18 protein-coding genes and 1 pseudogene are annotated in these 24072 nt (G+C 59.7%); 11 read left to right on the plus strand and 8 right to left on the minus strand.

Annotated elements, in window-relative coordinates; all coding sequences use genetic code 11:
• The first annotated feature begins 8 nt into the window (after positions 1–8).
• Together UCMB321_RS05315 and UCMB321_RS05320 are read left to right on the plus strand one after the other, a co-directional pair.
• The gene (locus tag UCMB321_RS05315) at positions 9–4841 is read left to right on the plus strand and encodes a Tc toxin subunit A-related protein (RefSeq protein WP_040064441.1); all 4833 of its coding nucleotides are present in this window, start codon (positions 9–11) and stop codon (positions 4839–4841) included.
• A gap of 41 nt (positions 4842–4882) precedes the next feature.
• Entirely contained in the window at positions 4883–7723 is a 2841-nt protein-coding gene (locus tag UCMB321_RS05320; protein ID WP_245220722.1) for an RHS repeat domain-containing protein, read from the plus strand.
• A gap of 93 nt (positions 7724–7816) precedes the next feature.
• Here UCMB321_RS05320 and UCMB321_RS05325 read toward each other — a convergent pair whose 3' ends face one another.
• Positions 7817–8137, minus strand: a complete 321-nt coding sequence (locus UCMB321_RS05325) for a DUF6124 family protein (protein WP_040064442.1) — start codon at positions 8135–8137, stop codon at positions 7817–7819.
• A gap of 734 nt (positions 8138–8871) precedes the next feature.
• Here UCMB321_RS05325 and UCMB321_RS05330 point away from each other — a divergent pair.
• Positions 8872–9297 carry a hypothetical protein gene (locus UCMB321_RS05330; RefSeq protein ID WP_040064444.1) on the plus strand — a complete coding sequence of 142 codons (426 nt, stop codon included), beginning with the start codon at positions 8872–8874 and terminating at the stop codon, positions 9295–9297.
• A 185-nt stretch (positions 9298–9482) separates the two neighbouring features.
• On the opposite strand, the pseudogene UCMB321_RS31000 reads toward UCMB321_RS05330, so the two are convergent.
• Both UCMB321_RS31000 and yaaA read right to left on the minus strand, forming a co-directional pair.
• Positions 9483–9566: pseudogene (locus UCMB321_RS31000) on the minus strand (alginate biosynthesis protein AlgA); the annotation flags it as partial.
• Positions 9565–10344, minus strand: coding sequence for a peroxide stress protein YaaA (gene yaaA, locus UCMB321_RS05335; RefSeq protein ID WP_040064447.1), 780 nt, complete (start codon positions 10342–10344; stop codon positions 9565–9567). The gene yaaA and the pseudogene UCMB321_RS31000, both read right to left, overlap by 2 nt.
• Positions 10345–10495: 151 nt before the next feature.
• Here yaaA and UCMB321_RS05340 point away from each other — a divergent pair, with 151 nt between their 5' ends.
• The 6 genes from UCMB321_RS05340 to UCMB321_RS05365 all read left to right on the plus strand — a co-directional run bounded on the left by UCMB321_RS05340 (position 10496) and on the right by UCMB321_RS05365 (position 15896).
• Positions 10496–11620: a polysaccharide deacetylase family protein gene (locus UCMB321_RS05340; protein WP_040064449.1), complete on the plus strand. Its 1125-nt coding sequence runs from the start codon at positions 10496–10498 to the stop codon at positions 11618–11620.
• Positions 11621–11960: 340 nt separating this feature from the next.
• Positions 11961–13355 carry a PhoH family protein gene (locus UCMB321_RS05345; protein WP_040064450.1) on the plus strand — a complete coding sequence of 465 codons (1395 nt, stop codon included), beginning with the start codon at positions 11961–11963 and terminating at the stop codon, positions 13353–13355.
• A gap of 248 nt (positions 13356–13603) precedes the next feature.
• Positions 13604–14077, plus strand: coding sequence for a cyclic pyranopterin monophosphate synthase MoaC (moaC, locus tag UCMB321_RS05350; RefSeq protein WP_040064451.1), 474 nt, complete (start codon positions 13604–13606; stop codon positions 14075–14077).
• Positions 14074–14316 carry a MoaD/ThiS family protein gene (locus UCMB321_RS05355; protein WP_040064455.1) on the plus strand — a complete coding sequence of 81 codons (243 nt, stop codon included), beginning with the start codon at positions 14074–14076 and terminating at the stop codon, positions 14314–14316. Before moaC ends, UCMB321_RS05355 begins: the two co-directional genes overlap by 4 nt.
• A gap of 1 nt (position 14317) precedes the next feature.
• On the plus strand, positions 14318–14767 hold the full coding sequence (moaE, locus tag UCMB321_RS05360) for a molybdopterin synthase catalytic subunit MoaE (protein WP_040064458.1): 450 nt from the start codon (positions 14318–14320) through the stop codon (positions 14765–14767).
• A gap of 352 nt (positions 14768–15119) precedes the next feature.
• Entirely contained in the window at positions 15120–15896 is a 777-nt protein-coding gene (locus tag UCMB321_RS05365) for an ABC transporter substrate-binding protein (protein ID WP_040064460.1), read from the plus strand.
• 182 nt (positions 15897–16078) lie between these two features.
• On the opposite strand, the gene UCMB321_RS05370 is transcribed toward UCMB321_RS05365, so the two are convergent.
• From UCMB321_RS05370 to UCMB321_RS05390, 5 genes are all read right to left on the minus strand, one after another.
• The gene (locus UCMB321_RS05370; RefSeq protein ID WP_040064462.1) at positions 16079–16708 is read right to left on the minus strand and encodes a helix-turn-helix transcriptional regulator; all 630 of its coding nucleotides are present in this window, start codon (positions 16706–16708) and stop codon (positions 16079–16081) included.
• A gap of 166 nt (positions 16709–16874) precedes the next feature.
• Entirely contained in the window at positions 16875–18002 is a 1128-nt protein-coding gene (locus UCMB321_RS05375) for an NAD(P)/FAD-dependent oxidoreductase (RefSeq protein ID WP_040064463.1), read from the minus strand.
• On the minus strand, positions 18003–18953 hold the full coding sequence (locus tag UCMB321_RS05380) for an ornithine cyclodeaminase family protein (RefSeq protein WP_040064464.1): 951 nt from the start codon (positions 18951–18953) through the stop codon (positions 18003–18005). It lies immediately after the preceding gene.
• 147 nt (positions 18954–19100) lie between these two features.
• Positions 19101–20576, minus strand: coding sequence for an ATP-dependent RNA helicase RhlB (rhlB, locus tag UCMB321_RS05385; protein ID WP_040064465.1), 1476 nt, complete (start codon positions 20574–20576; stop codon positions 19101–19103).
• Positions 20577–20652: 76 nt separating this feature from the next.
• Positions 20653–21309 carry an alpha/beta hydrolase gene (locus UCMB321_RS05390; RefSeq protein ID WP_040064466.1) on the minus strand — a complete coding sequence of 219 codons (657 nt, stop codon included), beginning with the start codon at positions 21307–21309 and terminating at the stop codon, positions 20653–20655.
• Between the two features lie 479 nt (positions 21310–21788).
• Between UCMB321_RS05390 and UCMB321_RS05395 the strand changes: the two genes are divergently transcribed.
• Together UCMB321_RS05395 and UCMB321_RS05400 are read left to right on the plus strand one after the other, a co-directional pair.
• A complete protein-coding gene (locus tag UCMB321_RS05395; protein WP_040064467.1) occupies positions 21789–22820 on the plus strand; it encodes an amino acid ABC transporter substrate-binding protein in 1032 nt (343 codons plus the stop codon).
• A gap of 66 nt (positions 22821–22886) precedes the next feature.
• Entirely contained in the window at positions 22887–24068 is a 1182-nt protein-coding gene (locus UCMB321_RS05400; RefSeq protein WP_040064572.1) for an amino acid ABC transporter permease, read from the plus strand.
• Positions 24069–24072 lie beyond the last annotated feature (4 nt).

The raw sequence follows: 24072 nt of genomic DNA on the forward strand, positions 1-24072 counted from the left end.
GTGCTCCCATGACGCTTTCCATCGAAAAACAATTGAATGAAACATTGCGCGATGTCCAGGTGGCTTACTACCTGGATCAGGTCGTGGCCAACGATCCTGTTTTGCAGCAGCTGGGCCTCAGCGACAAACTGAAAACCGCCAACGACCTGTATGAGTTCCTGCTGCTGGATGTTCAGGTCAGCCAGGAAGTAGAGACCAGTTGGGTCGCCTCGGCCATTGCCAGCCTGCAGCAGTACATCAATGGCGTTCTCATGGGGATGGAGCCCGGCTATGAGAACAAGACCCTGGCCGAGCACCAGATTGTCGAATGGCGCGACCAGCAATGCCAATACCCGCTCTGGGCGGCGAACCAGCAATTGGCGTATTACCCCTCGATCTATATCGAGCCCAGCCTGCGGATGAAGAAGTCCGGATATTTCCGTCAGCTGGAAAACGATATCAACCAGAACAAGATCCATCTTGATACCACCCAGGAGGCGGTCAAGCACTACCTCGCCAGCTTCGAGGAAGTCGCCAACCTGACCATCATCAATGGCTATATCACCGATGACGATTTTGCCAACGGCACCTATTACTTCATCGGCAAGTCGCGGGCGGAGAACAAGTACTACTGGCGCTCGGTGGACATGTCGCAACGCAGCTACGTGAGCGGTACCAACGGGCCCAAGCACGATTACCCGCAGCCGGGGGCCTGGTCGGACTGGATGAGCGCGGACCTGGGGATTTCCGAAACCACGGTGGAGAAAACCATTCGCCCTGTGTTTTTCAATAATCGCTTGTTCGTGGTCTGGGTCGATGTGCTGCACCTGGCCGAAAGGACCGAGATGAAAGAAAAGGAACCCATCGATAAAGACAGCCCCGAAGTGGAGACCTCTTCCTTTAAACGCACCGAGTTGCACCTGAATCTGTCCTACAAGAAATATGACAACTCCTGGAGCGCGCCGCTCTGTTACATCATCGCCACCAGTGAGGCGGATAGTTTTCCGCTGGGCGAGGATTTGAACGGGGTGCTGGAAACCATTGCCATTCAGGACACCTCGTCGACACCGGATGCCCTGTTTATTGCGATGTATGCGGGTTATACGCCTAATACTGAAAGCAGCGGCAGCGACGGCAGCAAGGATACCTATGCTTTTCTCAAGACCGCCAATGTCGACAAGAATTTCAATCGCCACTTGCTGTTTCCCAGTGCGGGTAAAGTCGGCGTGGCTCAATCGGAGCCCGGCGATAAAAGACCGCATGTGTTAAAAGTGGCGCGAATGTTTGCTTATGATAATAGGAATAAATTTCAGTTTACGCTGCCGACCTTTCAGATTTCTGTGAAAGAAGTGAAAAGTTCATCCCCGCATAGTGCGGAGTCGAGCTGGAATTTCAAAAATTTGCAAGCTATGGTTTCCAATGTTAGCAGTGCCGACGTGACCTATGATCGTACAAAGTCAGAAATCAGTATGGTTTCAAAGATCACGTCGGATGTGGTCAGCGGCAAGCATCGGCAGGCGACCTTACGCTTTGTTTATTTAGGAACTTTTCACTATTTCACATTGATTCTGCGTATTGGTGATGAGAATACCGATCCCAACTTTCAAACGTTGCAGGCAGGATCGAAGATCATCAATCTTCGCAACCAATATTATACTCGGGAAGATAATTTTTCCTTTGAACTGTATCGAAACGATACCGATTCGAGAAAAGACTTTCTCGTCGATAATAAAGCGCAGGGGAAAATCAAGCTCCCACCTATTCCGGTTAACGATGATGGGTACTCCTTGGAGGGTAAATTTATACGGAAAGCAGCCATTGATTGGCTTTTTTCAGTATCCAGTGAGAGGTCAATAATTGTCGAGTCGGATAACGGCACTTTGCCGAACACTTCCGCGGTTTTGAGACACGTTGTTGAACTGGTCGATGAATTACCTAAAAAATACTATCAGCATCAGGTTTCACGGCCGAAGTCAGTCCTTACTCCAACGCCTGTCAATCTGTCCTCGGAGTCGGTCTGGCTGGCGAGCAGAGAATATGAAGAGACTCTGATTGCACCTGATACCTTGAGTATCAAGGTAAAAATAGACCCGGAAACCCTGCTTCCCGACTGGCCCGTGGAGTGGCCGGCCAACTCCAAGGTGATCCCGTTCAACCACGGCATATTCGTTCGCTCAGTGACGCCTGGCGGCCCCCTGCTCGGCGGCGGTCACAAACACGTCACCGTCGAGTTGAAACTGGAGACCAGCAGCGGCGGTACCTTGAAATCACCCGGCATGGGCACACGTGACAGCCCGACACTGGGCATCGCCGAATTCATTGATTTCAGAGGGTCCGATGTCGCGTTCAGCGACGGCTCGACCGCGGTCGCGCGCAAACCGATCCGCATGAACACCCTGTTCGCCCGCACCCTGATCGAAAAGGCCAATATTGCCCTGGAAAACCTGTTGTCCTGGGAAACCCAGCAACAGGAAGAACCGCCGCTGGAGCCGCCGAGCACCGATAACAAGATGGACTTCAATGGCGCCAATGGCCTGTATTTCTGGGAGTTGTTCCTGCATCTGCCATTCATGGTGGCTCACCGTCTGAACCTCGAACAGCAGTTCGACGCTTCCGAGTACTGGTTGAGCTTTATTTTCGATCCGAGCCGCAGGTCCGACAGCAGTGGCCGCCCTGCGTACTGGAATGTGCGTCCCCTGGTGGGCAGCAGCACCCGTAATCTCGACTACGCGGTCCGAGCGCCCCAGGATCCGGATGGGATCGCCAGCAGCAACCCGATCCACTACCGCAAGGCCATCTACAGCTTCTATTTGAAGAACCTGCTCGACCGGGGCGACAACGCCTATCGGCAACTGACGCCCGACAGTTTGGCCGAAGCCAAACTCTGGTACGTACGGGTACTGGACCTGCTGGGGCCGCGACCCGATGTCAACCTGATCGACCCCTGGACACCGATCACCCTGCTGACCCTGGCCGACAGCTCAAGCCAAGGCCTGCGCGACTATGAACGGCGGTTGGTGGCCCAGGACGAGGAGCGGCGCGTCAGTGCCGAGGACAATGACGGCGTGTCGCTGATCCTGTTCAACGAACCACCGCTGGAGTTGCGCACCTTCACTCCAGACCCGAATGTGCAGAGCGTGGACAGCGACTTCCTGCGCGTGCCGATGAACTTCAAGTTGGTGGAACTCTGGGATACCGCCGAGAGTCGGCTGCACAATCTGCGTAACAACCGCACCCTGGACGGCAAGCCGTTGCTGCTGCCGCTGTTCGCCGCCCCGCTCGATCCACGGGCCTTGCTTGCCGCCTATGGTCAGGGTGGCGGCGGGGGTGGCGGCGGTCGTCTGATCGCCACGGACATCGCGCCTTATCGTTTCTCGATCATGCACCGTAGTGCCAGCAGCGCAGTGGACAGCCTGATCCAGTTTGGCCAGACCTTGCTGTCATTGATCGAGCGCAAGGAACAGGCCGAGTTCCTGGAGTTGCAACACCAGCAAGCCTGGGAGTTCGCCGAGTACGCCATTCTGTTGCAAAAGCAGGCACAGAAGATCGAAGCAGAAAGCCGCAACGCTCTGAAGGCCAGTCGAAACATTGTTGAAAGACGCCGGGCTTTTTACCAGAAGCTGAGCGATGAAGTGGTCAGTGCGGGAGAAATCGCGGCGGGCGTCGAGCATCTGCTGGGACGTGCCCTCGATGGGGCTGCCGCGGTCGCTGACAGTGTCGCCGCGGCGCTCAAACCGGTGCCGGGGGACGCCTCAGCGATCGCCGGGCTCATCGCCGGCATGGCCGCTGGTCCGACGATTGGTATGGGTGTTGGTGGCGTCGAGGTCGAGGGCGTTGTCGAGGTGGTTGCCCGTTCATTGCGCGGTGGGGCGGCACTCAGCCACGCCACTGGCGAAGCGCTGGATCGTGTTGAGGGCTACCGTCGCCGCCACGAGGAATGGATGCTGGCCCGTGATCAGGCTGTACTGGAAATTGCCCAGATAGAGGCTCAACTCAAGGTATTGGATGAGCAGAATGAGGCCACCCGTCTGCAACTGTTGCAGGCCGAGGCCGCGTTGGAACAGGCCAGGGTCAGCCATGCCTTCCTGTCCAAGCGCTTCAGCAATACCCAGCTGTATCAATGGCTGATTGGTCAGTTCGCCACCTTCTATTACCAGATGTATGACGCGACCTTGTCCCTGTGCCTGGCAGCCCAGGCCGGCTGGCAATACGAGATCGCCGATTTCGTCACCACTTTCATTCAGACCGGCGGCTGGAACGACAGCTATCGGGGCTTGGGTGCCGGTGAGTCATTGAAGGTCAATCTGCTGAGAATGGAGAGCGAGTACCTCAAGCGTCACGAACGCAAGCTGGAAATGACCAAGACCCTCTCGTTGCGTGAACTCAACGCCAAGGACCCGACATCGACCATCAATCTGCCTTGGGAGGACCTGCAGGATCGCCTGGAAGAAGACGGTAGCGTCGCTTTCGAGCTGACCCAGGCGTTGTTTGATAACGATTATCCCGGGCACTACCTGCGCCGTATCAAGCGTATCAGCGTGTCCCTGCCGGTGCTCCTCGGACCCTATGAAGATATCCGGGCGGAGCTGACGCAGATTTACAGCAAGGTCCAACTGAGCGCGACCGTGGATGCCGTGGTACGGGAAAACCTGCGCGCCAGCCAGCAGATCGCATTGTCCGGTGGCCTCAACGATGACGGCATGTTCGTGTTGAATTTCGATGATGAGCGCTACTTGCCGTTCGAGGGCACTGGCGCGGTTTCACGCTGGGCCCTGGTGTTTCCGAGACCGGACCTTCAGCGGGAGGCGCTCAAGTCCCTGACCGACATCATCGTGCACGTCCAATACACCGCCAAATCCTAGGTGTTCAGGCAATCATCAGTATCGAATACGGAGTGCAAGCCATGACGGTTCTGACGCAGGGTATTCACACTCACACACCAACGCTGGCGGTCGTTGATCCCCGTGGGCTGGCGGTGCGTGTGGTTGCTTATTGCCGTTCTGTCGAGACGGCGCGGCCTGAAGAGCGGGTCAATCGAAGTGCTTATGACGCGATGGGGCGTCTGATCGAGCAATGGGACCCCAGACTTTGGGCGCTCAATGCGGAAGATGTCGAACCCCCAGCCAACCTGGTCAATCGTTATTCACTGTCCGGGAAGGTATTGAGTTCGATCAGCGTCGATGCGGGTCAGCGGGTCAGCTTGTTCGGTGATGGAGATCAGTTGGTCCAAACCTGGGACAGCCGGAGTACTGAACGGCGGATCGAGTACGACGATCTGCTGCGACCGCTGGCCATTTTCGAACAGGGCGAAGGTGACGCAGCGCGATGCACCGAGCGTTATGAGTACGCCGATGCCGATGCCGGGTTCGCGGCTCACAACCAATGTGGGCAATTGATTCGGCACGATGACCCGGCGGGTACCCAGACGTTGGACGAGTACGCCCTGACAGGTGGAGTCCTTGAGCAGACCCAGCGCTTTCTGAGTTCGCTGGAAGTACCGGATTGGCCGCGCGGGTTGTTGGAGCGGGATGCGTTGCTGGAGCCCTCAGAGCAGGCGGCAACCACCGCGACGCGCTTCAACCCGCTGGGTGATGTGTTGGAACAGACCGATGCCAAGGGCAATCGGCAATCGTTCGATTACACCTTCGACGGTCAGTTGTTCGCCACTCACCTGCAACTCAGTGCCCAGGCAACCCCGCAAACCCTGGTCAGTGCCATCCGCTACAACGCCTACGGCCAGGTTGAACAGGAAACGGCCGGAAACGGCGTAGTGAGTACGCTGACGTACAGACCTGAAGACGGCCGTCTGCTCCGGCTGCAAGCTCGACTTGGCAGCGAGGCTGCGCTGCAGGATCTTCACTACGACTACGATCCGGTGGGCAATGTGCTGAGTATTGAGGACGCGGCCTTGCCGATCCGGTTTTTCGCCAATCAGCGAGTTGAGCCAATCAAGCATTATGGCTACGACAGCCTCTATCAACTGACCGACGCGACCGGCTGGGAGGCGGGCAGTGCCAGTCGAGGACCGGAATTCAATCGCTTCGGCGATCCGGGTGCAGTCGCCAACTACCAGCAAACTTACAGCTATGACGCCGGTGGCAACCTGCTGGAACTGGTCCATGTCGGTCCGCAAAGCCACAGCCGTAAGCTGACGGTGGCGCGCCACAGCAATCGCTGCCTGCCTGAACAGAATGGCCGGCCACCCACTGAAGAGGAGATTGCAGCCGCTTTTGATGGCAACGGCAACCTGTTGGATCTGCAACCGAGGCAGGCGATGAGTTGGGATGTGCGTAATCAGTTGCGCGAGGTGCGCCCGGTTGAGCGTGAGGGGGCCGACGATGATCGCGAACTGTACCTGTACGGCGGCGATGGGATGCGGCGGCGCAAGGTTCGCTCCAGCCAGACCAACGTCCGTTCGCTGATCTCCGAAGTCCGCTACTTGCCGGGCCTGGAAATCCGCACCCGTGAAGGCAGTGGTGAAGTGTTGCAGGTCATCTGTGTTCAAGCCGGCCGCAGTGCCATGCAGGTGCTGCACTGGGAAACCGCACCGCCCTCTGGCATCGCCAACGATCAATATCGCTACAACCTGACCGACCACCTGGGCTCTAGCAGCTTGGAGCTGGACAGTAGAGCTGGGGTGATCAGCCAGGAAGCGTATTACCCCTATGGCGGTACGGCCTGGTTTGCCGGTCGCAGTGAAGTGGAGGCGAGCTACAAGACCGTGCGTTATTCGGGCAAGGAGCGCGACGCGACGGGGCTTTACTACTATGGCTTCAGGTATTACGCGTCGTGGTTGCAGCGGTGGATTAATCCGGATCCGATTGGAAGCAGGGGTGGATTGAATTTCTATCGAATGGTGTCCAACAATCCACTCTCGCGGGTTGATAGCGAGGGATTGATGGACCGACCACCTCCAATCCCAGGCTCTCGACCATCCTCCTCCGGGGCTCGGGCGCCTGCCGCTCCTTCCCGGCGTCCTCAGCTATCGCTCGCGGAGATGATTGCTTTGACAAAAAGTGCTGCCCCGGTGGCGCCAAGTCAGGCAGAAAGATCGGCTGGAGATGTTCCAGTGGGATTGCGTGAGCCCCATACCGAATTGATATTGGACGCCGGATTTGTGCCGGGCAAAAAAATAAAAGATATATCTTCCAGCTATGAAAGTACGGTTTATGGTTTTTCTGACGACGAGTGGATTGTTATCAAGGATTACTCAAGTATGACCGCGCTGGAAGCGTCGGAAGTGACCCGGCAGAAAGTGGGGGCGGGCAACGAGGTATTTGCTTATAAAGTGAGTCAGCACTTGGGGTTGAATATTGTTCCAGGTACAGCGTTAAGACCGGATTCCGAACGAGAGGTTGTCTCTCGTTATGTCAACGTTGGCGAAAGCCCCGCGTTTGACCGTCGGCAGACCAGTATGTATGTTTTTGATTTTCTATTGAATACGCGTGATCGAACGAATGAGGGGGGGAACGTTATATTTGATCAGGCGGGCAAGGCTTTTGCGATTGACCATCAATCCATATTGGAACTGGGGTATATCGATATCAGGCCTGAAGATATCGCACAGGGCAGTCTGGATGCGTTTTTCAGTAACCCGATGACCGCTGAGCGCCTGCGTGATACCGATTGGGGCAGCTTTTTCGAAGACAACATATCGCCGTCCCTGGTAGAAAATCGAGCGGAAATAAAATCGGCCTTTCTGGGGCGGATTGATTTCATTCGTAATCGTCTTGGTGGTCGATGAGGGCGAGCGCACGGACTCCAGCACTGTTCGGTGTTCTACAAAGAACAACCGCTCCCGCACGGTGGTGCGAGAGCGGGTAAAGCGCTCAGTCCGTCAGGCAGTTGCCGTCTCCTGTTCGTCGAGTAGCTCATCCATCTTCTGTTGAGCCATATCGATCAGGTGCACGGCCCCCAAGGCGAGTTTGCGCTGTGAGCCCTGGAGATTGTCCGCCGATTCGTAGGCGGTCGCCGAGGCGCTTTGGAGAATTTCGTAGATATGGAGCAGGGTTTCTTCTGTGCTGCGTGATTGCCGTTTCCGCGGCGGGGTACGAGTCGCGGGTAATTCGTAGTGAGCGAAGGCACGCTCGGCGGCGAGCCGGAATGCCGGGGAGGTGAGGTCTTCCGCTTCAGGCGGATTGGGGGTGATCTTGAACATGGTGTATCCCTTTTGATGAGTGGGACCGTCACCGTTCGCTTGCACACGAAGAAGGTGGCGGCCGTACGCAGGTGTGCAAGACCGGGGCAAAAGGTAAACCCGGCAGATCCCGAAGAATCTCCCGCGCACGGCCGCCATAACACAATATTTCAGACGTAAAAAAAGCCTGAAATATTTGGCGTCGCGCGCCTTTTGTCAGTCCGGACTTGCACGTCCGTATCACCGAATTGGCGGTGACACTGTGCAGACTAGTCGTCGGTCCTGACAGGCGCAACGGGTTGGGATTTTCTAGGAAATTTCATTCAAGTGAAAGGGAATAGTCTTCGCGGATCACCTGCAGGCTCAGATCCAAATGCATTTTTGGCAAGCGCTCAGCTATGAGCACAATACCTGCCAGTTAAGGTGAACACGGTCCTGTAGGAGCCTGGCTTGCCAGCGATGACGTCCGGATGGGCACTGCAAGGCTTGAGGTCTCTTCGCTGGCAAGCCAGGCTCCTACAAGTTGTGTGGCGTTTTCAATATCCCATTTTCTTAATTGACTGACATTGGGCCGTGGGCAGCTCAATACCATTTATCGGCACTGTCATTTCTGACAGTAGTCAGGCACCCGGAGGTTTGTAACTCTGAGGGTGAGAGACCCCGTTGATTTCATTTTGCTCAGTTGAACGATCCAGGGGCACCTCTGCAAAAACTCACATTCACAGGGATATTCCCTCTATAAAACGGACTCTATCATGAGCACGATCAAAGGCGAGGAGGCTGCCATGTCGCACCTCAGTGTGAAAGAAGTGGTGATTTCATGCGGTGTGGCGAACAGTCATCTCGGGGAGCTGAAACTCCTTTATATGTTTATGCCGGCAGCGGATAACGAATTTCTTTTTGTCGTGACTGCCCAATCTTATAAATTCAGCCCAAACACTGGAAAAAACATAGCCCGTTTCCGGTTCCGTATTGGGAAGGCCGATCAAAGCGGAACAACTTATGGCATTTGGTACACCTCACCCGCTTCGCTGGAGCAGGATGCGCAGTGGCATGACCATCTTGTGGGACTCAGCTGGCCGACAACAGACAAAGGGATTATTGAGGTCGAATTTATGTATGACCCGGTGGGTGGTGGGGTTATCAAGCCGTGTGTGTCCACAAGGTTATTCGAGCGGTGATTTTCAGCGACGCCAGATCCGGCTTACGGCAGGCGTGGATTGTCGGGCTGGCGGGTGAACCTGTTGAGGTGTTCTACACGAGGTATGGGTACTGACGGGGTGATAAAAAAACACCCTCGCACCACAAGCTGCGGATAGGGGGGACGCAGCGAGCGGGACGGGGGTGAGTGAAACACTGTAGTTCACTATGCGAGGGTTTTCACCGAAACCTGCATTTCAATCGGGCTCGAACGCCCATGGATATCTTCAAACCGCTCGATATCGTCTTCACTCCGGCGCGTGATCGCGCAAAAACACCAGGTTGTCCGGTTTGGAGAGTTCGGGGCTGAATCGGTAGCCTTGTTCGTCGAATGCCTTCAATTGCTCCGGGTTCTGGATGCGTTCCCGAATCACGAAGCGCGCCATCATCCCCCGGGCTTTTTTCGCGTAGAAACTGATGATCTTGTACTGGCCGTTCTTCTGGTCGCGGAATTCGGTGTTGATGATCCGTGCGTTCAGGGCCGAGCGTTTGACCGCCGAGAAGTACTCGTTCGACGCCAGGTTCAACAGCACATCATCACCTTGTTCAGCCAAGGCTTCATTGAGCCATTCGCTGATGCGCGTGCCCCAGAAGGCATACAGGTCCTTGCCCCGGGCATTGGCGAACTTGGTGCCCATCTCCAGGCGATAGGGCTGCATCAGGTCCAGCGGGCGCAACAGGCCGTAGAGCCCGGAGAGCATGCGCAGGTGGGTCTGGGCGTAGTCGAAGTCGGCGTCGTTGAAGTCTTCGGCGTTGAGGCCGGTGTAGACGTCGCCCTTGAAGGCCAGCAGCGCCTGTTTGGCGTTGTCCGGGGTAAAAGCCGGGGTCCAGCTGCCGAAGCGCGCGGCGTTGAGGCCGCCGATCTTGTCGGAGACGTGCATCAGCTCGCTGATCTGCGCCGGGCTGAGGGTGCGCAGTTGCTCGATCAGCTCCTGGGAGTGGTCCAGGTATTGCGGCTGGGTGAAGCGCTGGGTCACCGGTGGTGTTTCGAAATCGAGGGTCTTGGCGGGGGAAATCACCATCAGCATGCAGTCGTCTCCTTTGATCGTCGGGGGATTCTAGGGGCTTGGGCGGTTTGACTCCACCTATGATGGCGATAGGGCCGGAACAGACACCGCAAAGGCCCGGGCCCTCAGATCGGCTATAGTGCGCGGCGGGTTCTGATATGGAGGCACCCTTTTGCGTATCGTTCTTTTCTTCTCGGCCCTGCTGGCCTGCCTCGCGGCCGTCGCTGCGCCGAACGACCCCGCGACCCTGGATCGCAGCACCTGGCCCGAACAACTGAGCAGCCCGGCCTTGTTCGATGTCGCTTCGCGCGCGCAGATCCTGATGTTCGCCCATCTGCTGCTGGTCAGCGAGGTGCTCGATGAGCCCGCCCTGAAGAAGCGCCTGGGGCTCAAGCAGATCAACATGGCCGCCATCGACGCGGTGCGCCATCGCATGTGGCAGCGCCTGCTGACCAGCTACAACGCCGCCCAGCAGAGCTGCGAACAGGACGCCTCCTTCTGTTTCTATGTAGAGGACATGGACAGCCTGCAAAAAGCCGCCGGCAAGTTCCGGGTTGCCGATGACTCCTTCTATGTGCGCTGGGCCGAACCCGCCCGGGCCTTCAACGAACGTTACCTGGACGAGCAACTGCGCCTCGCCGCGCTGTTGCCGCAGACCAGCAGCGAAATCCAGCTGATGGGCGACCACGAGCGCAATGGCGAAGCTTTCAACGATCGGCTGTTCCTGCTGACCTTCGACGGCGGGCCGACGATGGCCCAGGGCAATACCGACGAGTTGGCCGACTACCTGCGCAAACAGAAGATCAGCGGCCTGTTCTTTGTCCTGGGCAACGCCTTGCAGGCCCGCCTGGACAAGACCTCGATGCCGGCGGTGCGCGAGCTTTACCGCCAGCAATGCGTCGGTGTGGAAGGCTGGCAGTACCGCTCCCACAGCCAGTGGCAGGACTGGGAGGACTCGATCCTGCGCAGTGTCGCGCTGGTGCAGAACGCCGTCCCGGACAACTATGTCGCGCTCTTCCGGCCGCCTTACGGACAACGTCGGGCCGACAGCGCGGCGTTTTTCAAGGCCCAGCACTTGCAAGTCGCGCTGTGGGATATCGATTCAGGGGACGTCACCGGCAAACTCAGTGCCGAACAGTCGGCCCAGCGGGTGATGACCCTTATGCTGCTCTGGCGTCGTGGGGTGATCGTGTTCCATGACACCCAGGACAAGGCGCGCACGGCATTGCCCTGGCTGCTCAAGCAGACCGCCGAAAGCGGGCTCGGATGGCAGGATTGCAAGGAAGCGTTTCGTTAGGGGGGGAACGCGAAGTGCCCGGATTTGCTGGGCCAGGGAAAAATCAGGTGGTGATTTCAGTACAGGCAGACTTCCGACTTTAACGGTGCGCAGGCCACTCGCCAAGCGCTATTCGTCACTTTGAAAAATAAACTTCAAAAAACCGTCAAAGTGCTTTTTCCTGTCATGTCTTTTGCGGTATTACGGAGTCAGACCGCCGAAACCTGCAACACAGGTGGCGTCTTACAAGACCCTACTTGTGCACAGAACGCCTGCCCCTTCACAGGCGAAATCGGCGGTCACTTCGAGGCGCAGCACCGTCAAGGTATTGCGTCGAATGGCCCCACAAAGGTGACCGAGTATGGATGATCGCGGACGCAATCCTTCTTCCAACGAGCCTATCCTCTACGTGCTCGATACCAACGTACTGATCCATGATCCGAACGCGTTACTGAACTTCGAAGAACACCATGTCGCCATCCCGATGACCGTGCTGGAGGAGCTCGACAAGCTCAAGAGCGGGCATCACAACGTCGCCGCCGAATGCCGGCAGGCGATCCGCCTCATCGACCAGACCCTGGGGGACGCCAGTCCCGAGGACGTCGAACTGGGCGTCCCGATCCAGCGTGGCAAGAGCGGCCCCAAGGGCTTGCTGTCGATCCTGATGAGCAAGCGCAGCGAACCGAACCTGGTGCTGCCCGAACACCTCAACGACAATATCATCATCAACCAGTTGATCGATCTGCATGCGCGGGACAAGGATCTGCGCCTGGTCCTGGTGACCAAGGACATCAACATGCGCCTCAAGGCGCGCGCCTGCGGGATCGCGGCCGAGGACTACAGCACCGACCAACTGGTCGACGACGTGTCCTTGCTGCCCAACGGCTATCACGACGTCAAAGGCTCGTTCTGGGATCGCGTCAGCAAGGTCGAGACCCGCCAGGACCATGGCCGCACCTGGCACCAGGTGCAACTGACCGACAACCTGCCGGCGGTGCACGTCAACGAATTCATCATCGACGAGCAGGGCTTCGTCGGCTGGGTCAAGGAGATCCGCGCCAATGTGCTGCTGATTCTCGATCTGCATCAGGAACCCCTGTTGCATCAGGAAGCCTGGGGCCTGAAACCGCGTGACATCTACCAGAGCCTGGCACTGTTCGCCTTGCTCGATCCGGATATCCACCTGGTCAACCTGACGGGGGCCGCCGGTTCCGGGAAAACCATCCTGGCCCTGGCCGCCGCCATCGAACAGACCATGGTCAGCAAGCGCTACCGGCGGATCATCGCGACCCGCAGCGTGCAGGGCCTGGACCAGGAGATCGGCTTTCTGCCTGGCACCGAGGCGGAGAAGATGGAACCTTGGCTGGGGGCGATCACCGACAACCTCGAAGCCTTGCACATGGATGACGAAAGCACCCATGGCAGCGTCGACTACATCCTCAGCAAGGTGCCGTTGCAGTTCAAATCCCTGAACTACATCCGCGGTCGCAGCTTCCAGCAGAGCCTGATCCTGATCGATGAATGCCAGAACCTCACGCCGCACCAGATGAAGACCATCATCACCCGTGCCGGTGCCGGTTCCAAAGTGGTGTGCCTGGGCAACCTGGCACAGATCGACACCCCTTACCTGTCCGCGACCAGCTCCGGGCTGACCTACCTGACCGAACGCTTCAAGGACTTCCCGAACGGCGTGCACATCACCCTGCAGGGCGTGCCGCGTTCGATCCTGGCCGAATACGCCGAATCCCACCTGTAACTTCATCCACAACAAGGGCGGCCAGGCGGCCGCCCTTTTCATGTCTGCCATATTGCGGTGGCCACGGTCCCTGTAGGAGCCGGCTTGCTGGCGATGAGGCCAGTGAGCCTTGTATTGCCTGATCGGCCGCCATCGCCAGCAAGCCGGCTCCCACATTAAATAAATCCGTGTGCTTCCCAGGTTTTGCGGCGCGTGCGCAAAGCTGACCCACGGGTTTACAATCGAGGCTCCCGATCAGGAGTATCGCCGTGCTGACTCATCTCGATTCCCAAGGTCGCGCCAATATGGTCGACGTCACCGACAAGGCCGTGACCTTCCGCGAGGCGGTGGCCGAGGCCCGCGTGCGCCTGTTGCCCGAGACCCTGCGGATGATCGTCAGCGGCGGCCATCCCAAGGGCGATGTGTTCGCCGTGGCGCGGATCGCCGGCATCCAGGCGGCGAAGAAAACCTCCGAGCTGATTCCCCTGTGCCATCCGCTGATGCTCACCAGCGTCAAGGTCGAGCTGAGCGCCGAAGGCGAGGACGCGGTGCGGATCGTCGCGCGCTGCAAGCTGTCCGGGCAGACGGGTGTGGAGATGGAAGCGCTGACGGCCGCCAGTGTCGCGGCGCTGACGATCTATGACATGTGCAAGGCGGTGGATCGCGGCATGACCATCGAAAACGTGCGCCTGCTGGAAAAGCTCGGCGGCAAGAGCGGACATTACCTGGCGGATGAAGCATGAAGATCGTTGTGAAGTTCTTTGCCCGCTACCGCGAAGCGCTCGGGGTGGATGAGCTGGCGGTGGAGGGGGATTTCGCCAGTGTCGATGATGTCCGCCGGTTTCTGCTCTTGCGCGAGGGCACCCAGGTCCTCGGCGAACAGAACCTGATGTGCGCGCGCAACGAGGACCTTTGCGCGCTCGACGAGCCGCTGGCCGAGGGCGACGAAGTGGCGTTCTTCCCCACGGTGACCGGAGGCTGAGATGGCGATTCGCGTACAGGCGCAAGCGTTCGATCCGGGTGTCGAGGTCAATGCCTTGCACGCCGCCAACCTGGGGATCGGCGCGGTGGTGAGCTTTGTCGGCTACGTGCGCGATTTCAACGACGGGCGTGAAGTGGCGGGGATGTTCCTGGAGCATTATCCGGGAATGACCGAAAAGGCCCTGGGCAAGATCGTCGCGCAAGCCCATGAGCGCTGGCCGTTGCTCGGGCTGGAAGTGCTGCACCGGGTCGGCGCCCTGGAGCCGGGTGAGCCCATCGTGTTTGTCGGGGTGACCAGCGCCCATCGCCAGGCCGCGTTCGATGCCTGCAATTTCGTCATGGACTACCTGAAGACCCGGGCGCCGTTCTGGAAAAAGGAAAACACCGCCGAAGGCCCGCGCTGGGTCGAGGGTCGTGCCAGCGATCAGGCGGCGGTCGAACGCTGGAAGTAGTGGCCTGCGCCCGTTCGATCAGCGTAAGTCTTTCGGGCCTCATCGTCGGAACGCCGCCCGCAGCAAGCCGGCTCCCACAGTTGTGCTGCGTCGGACACAAAATTTGTCGGCGACCCCGATCCTGTAGGAGCCGGCTGCCGGCGATGAGGCCCGTGCAGGCGCTGCAAGACCAGCGGGCCTTATCACCTACAAAAACTCACCCATGCATGGCTTTCTGACAGAGGGCGCGCATTTGCTCGTTGACGAAATGTACTTAAAAGTCCAGCATGGACTCATAAGTACAAATCATTGAAATCGCCTTCCTTCTACTGTCTTGCCACAACACCTCAAATAAAAGAGCGGGAGTTCCAGCATGAAGAAGTTCACCCTGATCGGCGGTCTGGCATTGGGCCTGTTGGCCAGCAGCAGTTCGTTTGCCGCCGAACCGACCTTGCGCATCGGCATTGAGGCGGCTTACCCGCCATTTGCCTCGAAAACCTCCGAAGGCACCATCGTCGGCTTCGACTACGACATCGGCAACGCCCTGTGTGCGCAGATGAAGGTCAAGTGCGAGTGGATCGAGGGCGAGTTCGACGGTCTGATCCCAGCCTTGAAGGTCAAGAAAATCGACGCGGCGCTGTCGTCCATGACCATCACCGACGAGCGCAAGAAGTCGGTGGATTTCACCCACAAGTACTACTTCACTTCATCGCGCCTGGTGATGAAGAAGGGCGCGGTGGTGGATGACCATTACGCCAGTCTCAAGGGCAAGACCGTCGGCGTGCAGCGCTCCACCACCACCGACCGTTACGCCACGGAAGTCTTCGAACCGCTGGGCATCAAGGTGATGCGCTACAGCAATAATGAAGAGATCTACATGGACCTGGCGTCCGGGCGGCTGGATGCGATTTTTGCCGACACCATCCCCCTGGACGATTTCCTGTCGATGCCGCGTGGTGCCGGCTACGCCTTTGTCGGGCCGGAGCTGAAGGATCCGAAGTACGTGGGCGAGGGCGCCGGGATCGCGGTGCGCAAGGGGAACGGCGAGCTGGTGAGCAAGCTCAACAAGGCCATCGACGGGCTTCGCGCCAGCGGCGAGTACCAGAAGATCGAGGGCAAGTACTTCAAGACAGATATCTACGGCGACTGATCGCTGGAGCATTGACCGTAGATTGCCCCTTCACTCGCAACTACGGTCAACGCGATCATTGTAGGAGCCGGCTTGCTGGCGATAGCGGTATATCAGGCGACGACAATGTCGACCATGACATCGCCATCGCCAGCAAGCCGGCTCCCACAGGTTCGGTGTTTGCCTCGGCGATGGGGTTGCCCTCAAACCTCCGCCTTCAACTCCTTCAGGTGCTTGTACACCGTCGCCCGCCCCATGTTCAGCACGTTGGCCACGTAGTTGGCCGCGCTCTTGCCCTTGAACGCGCCCTCGGCATGCAACGCCAGCACCAGTTCGCGCTTGTGGTCGCGGGTCAGCAGGTTCAGCCCCAGTTGCCGCTGGCGTAGCCAGTTGTGCAGGAAGGTATTGATCCGCTCCTGCCAGTCATCGCGAAACAGCGCATCGGGCTGCGGGATCAGTTTGTTCGGCGAGAGGAACAGGTCCAGTGCCGCCTTGGCGCTTTCGAACAGGGAAATATTCAGGTTGATGCAAAGCACCGCCAGCGGTGTGCCCTGAGCGTCGTGCAGTACCGTGCTGATGCTGCGAATCTTCTGGCCGTCCCAGTTGAGTTTCTCGTAAGGACCGATGTTGCGCTCGTTGATCCCTTCTTCGAGCATGTCCTCCAGTGCCGCATCATCGCCGATCTCGCGCTTGGAGATATTGTTGGCGATGTAGTCGATCTGTTGCGTGCGCAGGTCGTGCAGTACCACTTCCGCATGGGGAAAGAACAGCGTGGCGATGGCATCGGCAATCGCCCGGAAGTTGTCCAGGGCGGGGGCCTGTTTGGGGGTCATGGTGATTCTCCAGGCAACTTCGGCACCCTGGGGAGGGGCGCCAAAGGAAAACAGCTGGTGCGTCGATCAGGTCGCCTGGCAAGAGGCTGGCCTGATCACCGCGTGGCGGATGGGTAACACTCCAGGTACGAGCGTACAAGAAGTGTGCCGCAATCGACGTTTGCCGTCATCCGAGACGGGCAGGGGAGAGCATCGCGGCGTCGAGGCCGAAGTGTTCGAGGTGCTCGGGCAAGGCCTGGCCGCGCACCAGCGCCGCGCTGGCCTGGCCCATGGCCGGTGAGGTCTGGATGCCGTAGCCACCCTGGGCGGCGACCCAGAACAGGCCCGGCACCTGGGGATCGAAGCCCGCGACCAGGTTGCCGTCGCTGACGAAGCTGCGCAGGCCGGCCCAGGTGCGGGTCGGGCGGCGGATGGTCAAGGTAGTGGCTTCTTCGATCTGGTAGATGCCCAGGGCGATGTCCAGTTCTTCGGGTTGCACATCGTGGGGCTCGACCGGGTCGGCGTTGGCCGGGGAGCCGAGGAACATGCCGGCATCCGGCTTCATGTAGAAGGATTCGTCGAGACTCACCAGCATCGGCCAGTCGTGGATATCCAGGCCTTCGGGCGGCGCGAAGATAAAGGCGGCCCGGCGCTTGGGTTGCAGGCCCAGGGGGCGGGCACCGGCCAGTTCGCCGATCCGGTCGGCCCAGGCACCGGCGGCGTTGATCACCACCTTGGCGCTGAAGGTCTGCCCGGCGGTACGGACCTGCCACAGGCCTGCGGCGTCGCGTTCGAGGCCGAGGACTTCGCAGTCGGTGTGGACCTCGCCCTGCTGGCGACGGATACCGCGCAGGTAGCCCTGGTGCAGGGCATCGGTGTCGATGTCGCTGGCGCTGGGGTCGTAGATCGCCCCGTGGACCTTGTCCCGGCGCAGGATCGGCAGGCGCGCGCAGGCCTGGTCGGCGCTGAGCAGCTGCGTCTCGGGCACGCTGGCTTTCGCACTGAGGTATTGCTGTTGCAGTTCGTCCGGGTCGCCCGTGAAGTCCACGGTCATTTCGCCCCGGGGGGTGAGCAGCGGGTGTTCGGCGAAGCCGGGCGGCGGCGCGTCGAAAAAGGCCCGGCTGGCGAGGGTCAGGGCGCGCACCTGGGCAGTGCCGTAGGCGGCGGTATAGAGGGCGGCGGAACGTCCGGTGGAGTGGTAGGCCGGATGCGATTCACGTTCGAGCACGATCACCCGGCCGTGCCCGGCCAGCCAGAAACCGGTGGAGGCGCCGGCAATGCCGCCGCCGATGATGATGAAGTCTGCCTGGTTCATTTAGTTGATCCCGTGGTGCAGGTGATAGACCGCATTGGCCAGGGCGATGTCTTCCAGGCCCAGGCCGATGGAACGGAAGAAGACATGGCGCTCGTACGTCGGCCGTGGCGTCTGCTCGCTCAGCAGTTCGGCCAGGTCGCCGCGGATCTGCCCGATGTCCCAACCGTGCTGCCCGGCGGCGATCAACATCTCCCCGGCCGATCCCGGCGTGGTCTGGCGATAGTCGCAGTAGACCTGCATGTCGCTCAAGGCCTGCGGCGGCACTTCATGGGCGCGCACTGCGTTGGTGCTGATGGACGTGATCAGCGCCGGCTTGCGCAACCGGCTCGGGTCGATGACCGGGGTCGCCGAGGAGGTGCAGAGCAGGATGACGTCGGCGTCCTCCAGGGCCTGGTCGAGCTGCTCGGCGATGCGCAGGCGCGGCTCGATGTCGTTCAGGCGGGCGCGCTTGTCGGCATTCATGTTGGGCGAATAGAGACTGATGCCCTGCCAATCGCGCAGGTCCTTGGCGTAGTGCAGGTGCGCCTGGGCGACCGGGCCGCTGCCGATGATGGCCAGGCGCCTGGCGTCCAGTGGGGCCAGGGCGTCCACGGCCACGGCGGTGGTGGCCGCGGTGCGCGCGGTGGTCAGTTCGCCGGCATCGCACAGCAGTAACGGCTGGCCGGTGCGCATGGACATCAGCAGGGTCCAGGCGGTCACCAGCGAGCCTTGCTCACGGACGATGTAGGGCGAGGTCTTGACGCCATAGACCTGGTCATCGGCCAGCACGCCCAGGTAGTTGATGAAGTCGCCGGCGCCCTGCGGGAACTCCACCAGTTGCTGGGCCGGTTGCACCGCCTGCCCGGTCGCCAGGTCACGGAACAGCTTGCGCAGGATCTGCGGCACGTCGATCTGCTGCAGGAGTCGATGCGCCTGGTGGCTGTCGATCACGTAGGGGGTGAGGCCGGACATGAGGTGCTCCCGAAGGTTGTTGTTAAACTTATTTGTCCATTATGGACTTTTAGTTTATTTCAGCAATCACCGGGCGAAAAAAAACGCCGCCTGGTATCGGGCGACGTTTTTGGCTGCAGCTTTGATTTCAGGTTGAGCGGTCAGGCCTCAGGGACGCTGGCGCACCACCGGCCGCAACAACTCGGTGGGCGGCATTTCGCAGCTGATCTTGTGCCCCAGCATGGCTTCGATCGCCGGCAACTGGTAGGAGTCGTCTTCGCCGGCGAAGCTGATGGACACGCCGTCGGCACCCGCCCGTCCGGTCCGGCCGATGCGGTGGACGTAGTCGTCCGGCACTTCCGGCAGGGTGAAGTTGATCACGTGGCTGATGCCGTCGATATGGATCCCGCGACCGGCCACGTCGGTGGCCACCAGCACGCGGATCTTGCCTTCGCGGAAGCCTTCCAGGGTCTTGATGCGCTTGTGCTGCGGCACGTCGCCGGACAATTGCGCGGCGTTGACGCCGTCGCGCACCAGGCGCTCCTCGATCCGCCGCACTTCGTCCTTGCGGTTGGCGAACACGATGACCCGCTCCCAGCCATTGTCGGTGACCAGGTTGTAGAGCAGCTTGTACTTGTCGGCACCGGCCACGGCGTAGACGTGCTGTTCGACGTTGGCGTTGGCCACGTTCTGGGCTTCGATCTCGACGATGGCCGGGTCCGTGGTCCATTGCTTGGCCAGGTTCATCACGTCGTCGGTGAAGGTGGCCGAGAACAGCAGGGTCTGGCGCTCGGTCTTGGGCGGCGTCTGGCGGATGATCTGCCGGACCTGCGGGATGAAACCCATGTCGAGCATGCGGTCGGCTTCGTCCAGCACCATCACTTCGACCATGTCCAGGTGCACTTCACCGCGCTGGTTGAAGTCCAGCAGGCGGCCGGGGGTGGCCACCAGGATGTCGCAGTGACGGGCTTCGAGCAGCTTGAGCTGCTTGTCGAAGTCCATGCCGCCGACGAACTGCATGACGTTGAGGCCGGTGTACTTGGTCAGGTCGGCGGCGTCCTTGGCGATCTGCACCACCAGCTCGCGGGTCGGCGCGATGATCAGAGCCCGCGGCTCGCCCATGTAGCGCTCTTTCGGCGGCGGGGTCTGCAACAGCTGGGTGATGATCGAAATCAGGAAGGCGGCGGTCTTGCCGGTACCGGTCTGGGCGCGACCGATGGCGTCCTTGCCGGCCAGGGTAAAGCCCAGGACCTGCGCCTGGATCGGCGTGCAGTAGGGGAAACCGAGGTCGTGGATGGCATGCATCAGTTCCGGCGCGAGCTTGAAGTCATGGAAGCGGGTCTTGCCTTCCTGCGGCTCGACGACGAAGTCCTCGATCTTCCACGGCTTGACGGGTGGCTTCGGCGCTCGTTCACGGCGCGGTTGGGCGGCTTTCGGCTGTTCGGCGCGTGGCGCTTCAGCCGTTGCTGCCGGCTGCGCGGGTTGGGCGGCCGGGGCTTTCGGTTTGACGGCAGGCTCGGCGCGCTCCGCGGGGTGGCCGTGACTGCGGCTGTCGGCGCTTGGGACGGGGGCGCTGGAGCCTGGCGCGAGCTGCTCAGCCTCGCTTTTACCGAATATTTTTTTGAGTGCTTTGAGCACGGTCATCTCATTAATTTGGTTAAGGAATGTACGCCGGCCAGTGTAATGCAAGAATCGGGCGCGGCGTAGTGCGTTACCGCGATCAGCGCAAACGAGCGGCCAGCCAGGTACCGATGTCCTGGATTTCTTCAGGTAACACTTCGTGGCCCATTGGGTATTCCTGCCATGTCACGGTGACATCAAGGCGCTTGAGGTGCTCATAAGCGGTTCGTCCCATGGCGTTCTGGACCACTTCGTCATAGTGGCCGTGCAGGCAGAGCACCGGAATCCGCTGTTGGCTGGCCGAAAGTTGCAGTGCATCGCTGAAGGTCGGAGCGTAGGTCGACAGCGCCAGCACGCCGCCCAGGGCGCCTTGCCACTTCAGGAAGGCGGTGTGCAGCACCACGGCGCCGCCCTGGGAAAAGCCGGCGAGGAAGATCCGCGACGGGTCGATACCCGCAGCCCGCTGGGCTTCCACCAATTCGATGACGGTCGCTGCCGATTCCTCAAGCTCTTCTAGACTGATGGAACGCGCCGGGCTCATGGCCTTGATGTCGTACCAACTGGGCATGGCGTAACCGCCATTGATGGTCACGGCGCGGGTGGGCGCCTGGGGCAGGACGAAGCGCGTGCTTGTCAGGCTTTCCTGCAGCGCCTCGGCCACCGGCAGGAAGTCGTAGCGGTCGGCGCCCAGCCCGTGAAGCCAGATAACACAGGCGTCGGCGGTCTTGGCGGGGTGGATGATCAGGGGCTCGGTCATGTGTGCTCCATTAGCGTGCGTGTGCGCCAGATGCGTGCGCGGTTACGGTGCGTAACGAGTGGATTCGTTAATAAAGTGTCGCAATATTGACTGTTTTTCTATTGACCTGTGGCTGAATCGCTTTAGCCGTGACTGTGGTACGGGCTTTGCTATGGGAGAACCGAGTGAATGCATTCACCCCTGGCGGTAACACTATCAGTCTACCGCTGGCCGTGGGATAGCAAATGAATCCGTCTAGGCGGGTTCAGCTTCACGTTCGCCGAGGGCCGGCTGGGCTTTAGCGAACCTGGAAAGGGCTGAGGCCCGTTCGGCCAATTTGGTGGGCGGTGAGTTTTTCAGACGGGAGATTTTCTCCTACTAAACTCATAGCTCAAGTCTTTAGCCGCTTGACCCAAAAAAAGCCAGCACGGGTTAACAGCGCCTCATAAGGGTGCGGCTAGACTCTAGCTCCGACACAACAAGAGCAACTGGAGGTTTGAATGAAGATGTTGAAATCCACCCTGGCAGTCGTGACTGCAGCGGTCGTACTGGGCGTCAGCGGTTTCGCGCAAGCAGGCGCTACCCTGGATGCCGTACAGAAGAAGGGTTTTGTTCAGTGTGGCGTGAGTGACGGCTTGCCGGGCTTCTCGGTGCCTGATGCTTCCGGCAAGATCGTCGGTATCGACGCTGACGTCTGCCGTGCCGTGGCCGCTGCCGTATTCGGCGACGCGACCAAGGTCAAGTTCAGCCAGTTGAACGCCAAGGAGCGCTTCACCGCGCTGCAATCGGGCGAAATCGACATCCTTTCGCGTAACACCACCATGACCAGCTCCCGTGACGCCGGCATGGGCCTGTTCTTCCCGGGCTTCATCACCTACTACGATGGCGTCGGCTTCCTGGCCAACACCAAGCTGGGCGTGAAGAGTGCCAAGGAACTGGATGGCGCGACCATCTGCATCCAGGCCGGTACCACCACCGAGCTGAACGTCTCCGACTACTTCCGCGCCAACGGCCTGAAGTACACCCCGATCACCTTCGACACCTCCGACGAAAGCGCCAAGTCGCTGGAATCCGGTCGTTGCGACGTGTTGACCTCGGACAAGTCCCAGCTGTTCGCCCAGCGCAGCAAGCTGGCTTCGCCGAAAGACTACGTGGTACTGCCGGAAACCATCTCCAAGGAGCCCCTGGGCCCAGTGGTGCGTAACGGCGACGACGAGTGGAACAAGATCGTCCGTTGGGTCGGCTACGCGCTGCTCAACACCGAAGAAGCTGGCATCACTTCGAAAAACGTCCAGGAAGAAGCCAAGTCCACCAAGAACCCGGACGTTGCTCGTCTGCTGGGTAGCGACGGCGAATACGGCAAGGACCTGAAACTGCCGAAGGATTGGGTCGTCAAGATCGTTGCCCAGGTCGGTAACTATGGCGAGATCTTCGAGAGAAACCTCGGCAAGAGCACTCCGCTGGAAATCGACCGCGGTATGAACGCTCTGTGGAACAAAGGCGGCATTCAATACGCACCTCCTGTGCGCTGATTGACCTATCGCCCGGCAGGCCAACTGCCGGGCGATGTTCCTGTTCCGTTTTTCCTGGGGCACTCCATGCAAAATCAAATCGGCGCACCCAAGCAGAGACTCAGTCTCAGCGACCCCAAAGTGCGTGCGTGGCTATTTCAGATCATCACGATTGTCGCGGTGGTCTCGTTGGGCTGGTACCTGTTTCACAACACCCAGACCAACCTGCAACACCGGGGCATTACCTCGGGTTTCGGCTTTCTTGAGCGCAGTGCCGGTTTCGGTATCGCCCAGCACCTGATCGACTACACCGAATCGGACAGCTATTCGCGCGTATTCGTCATCGGTCTGCTCAATACCCTGCTGGTCACCTTCATCGGCGTCATCCTGGCGACCCTGCTCGGTTTCATCATCGGCGTGTCGCGACTGTCGTCGAACTGGGTGCTCAACAAGCTGGCCACCGTCTACATCGAGGTGTTCCGTAACATCCCGCCGTTGTTGCAGATCCTGTTCTGGTACTTCGCGGTGTTCCTGACCATGCCGGGACCGCGCAACAGCCATAACTTCGGTGATACCTTCTTCGTCAGCAGCCGTGGCCTGAACATGCCGGCAGCCATTGCCTCGGCGGGCTTCTGGCCGTTCGTGATCAGCGTCGTGCTGGCCATCGTGGCGATCGTGCTGATGTCCCGCTGGGCCACCAAGCGCTTCGAAGAAACCGGCGTACCGTTCCACAAGTTCTGGGTCGGCCTGGCGCTGTTCCTGGTGATCCCGGCGTTGTGCACCCTGGTCTTCGGCGCGCCTGTGCACTGGGAAGTTCCCACGCTGCAAGGGTTCAACTTCGTCGGCGGTTGGGTATTGATCCCTGAATTGCTGGCATTGACCCTGGCCCTGACGATCTACACCGCGGCGTTCATCGCCGAGATCGTGCGCTCGGGCATCAAGTCGGTCAGCCACGGCCAGACCGAAGCGGCGCGCTCCCTGGGCCTGCGCAACGGTCCGACCCTGCGCAAGGTGATCATCCCGCAAGCCCTGCGCGTGATCATTCCGCCGCTGACCAGCCAATACCTGAACCTGGCGAAGAACTCGTCCCTGGCCGCCGGTATCGGCTACCCGGAAATGGTCTCGTTGTTTGCCGGTACGGTGCTGAACCAGACCGGGCAGGCCATCGAAGTCATTGCCATCACCATGAGCGTGTACCTGGCGATCAGTATCAGCATTTCCCTGCTGATGAACTGGTACAACAAGCGCATTGCGCTGATCGAGCGGTGAGGAA

It is taken from the genome of Pseudomonas batumici, assembly GCF_000820515.1.
In the GTDB taxonomy this organism is placed as follows: domain Bacteria; phylum Pseudomonadota; class Gammaproteobacteria; order Pseudomonadales; family Pseudomonadaceae; genus Aquipseudomonas; species Aquipseudomonas batumici.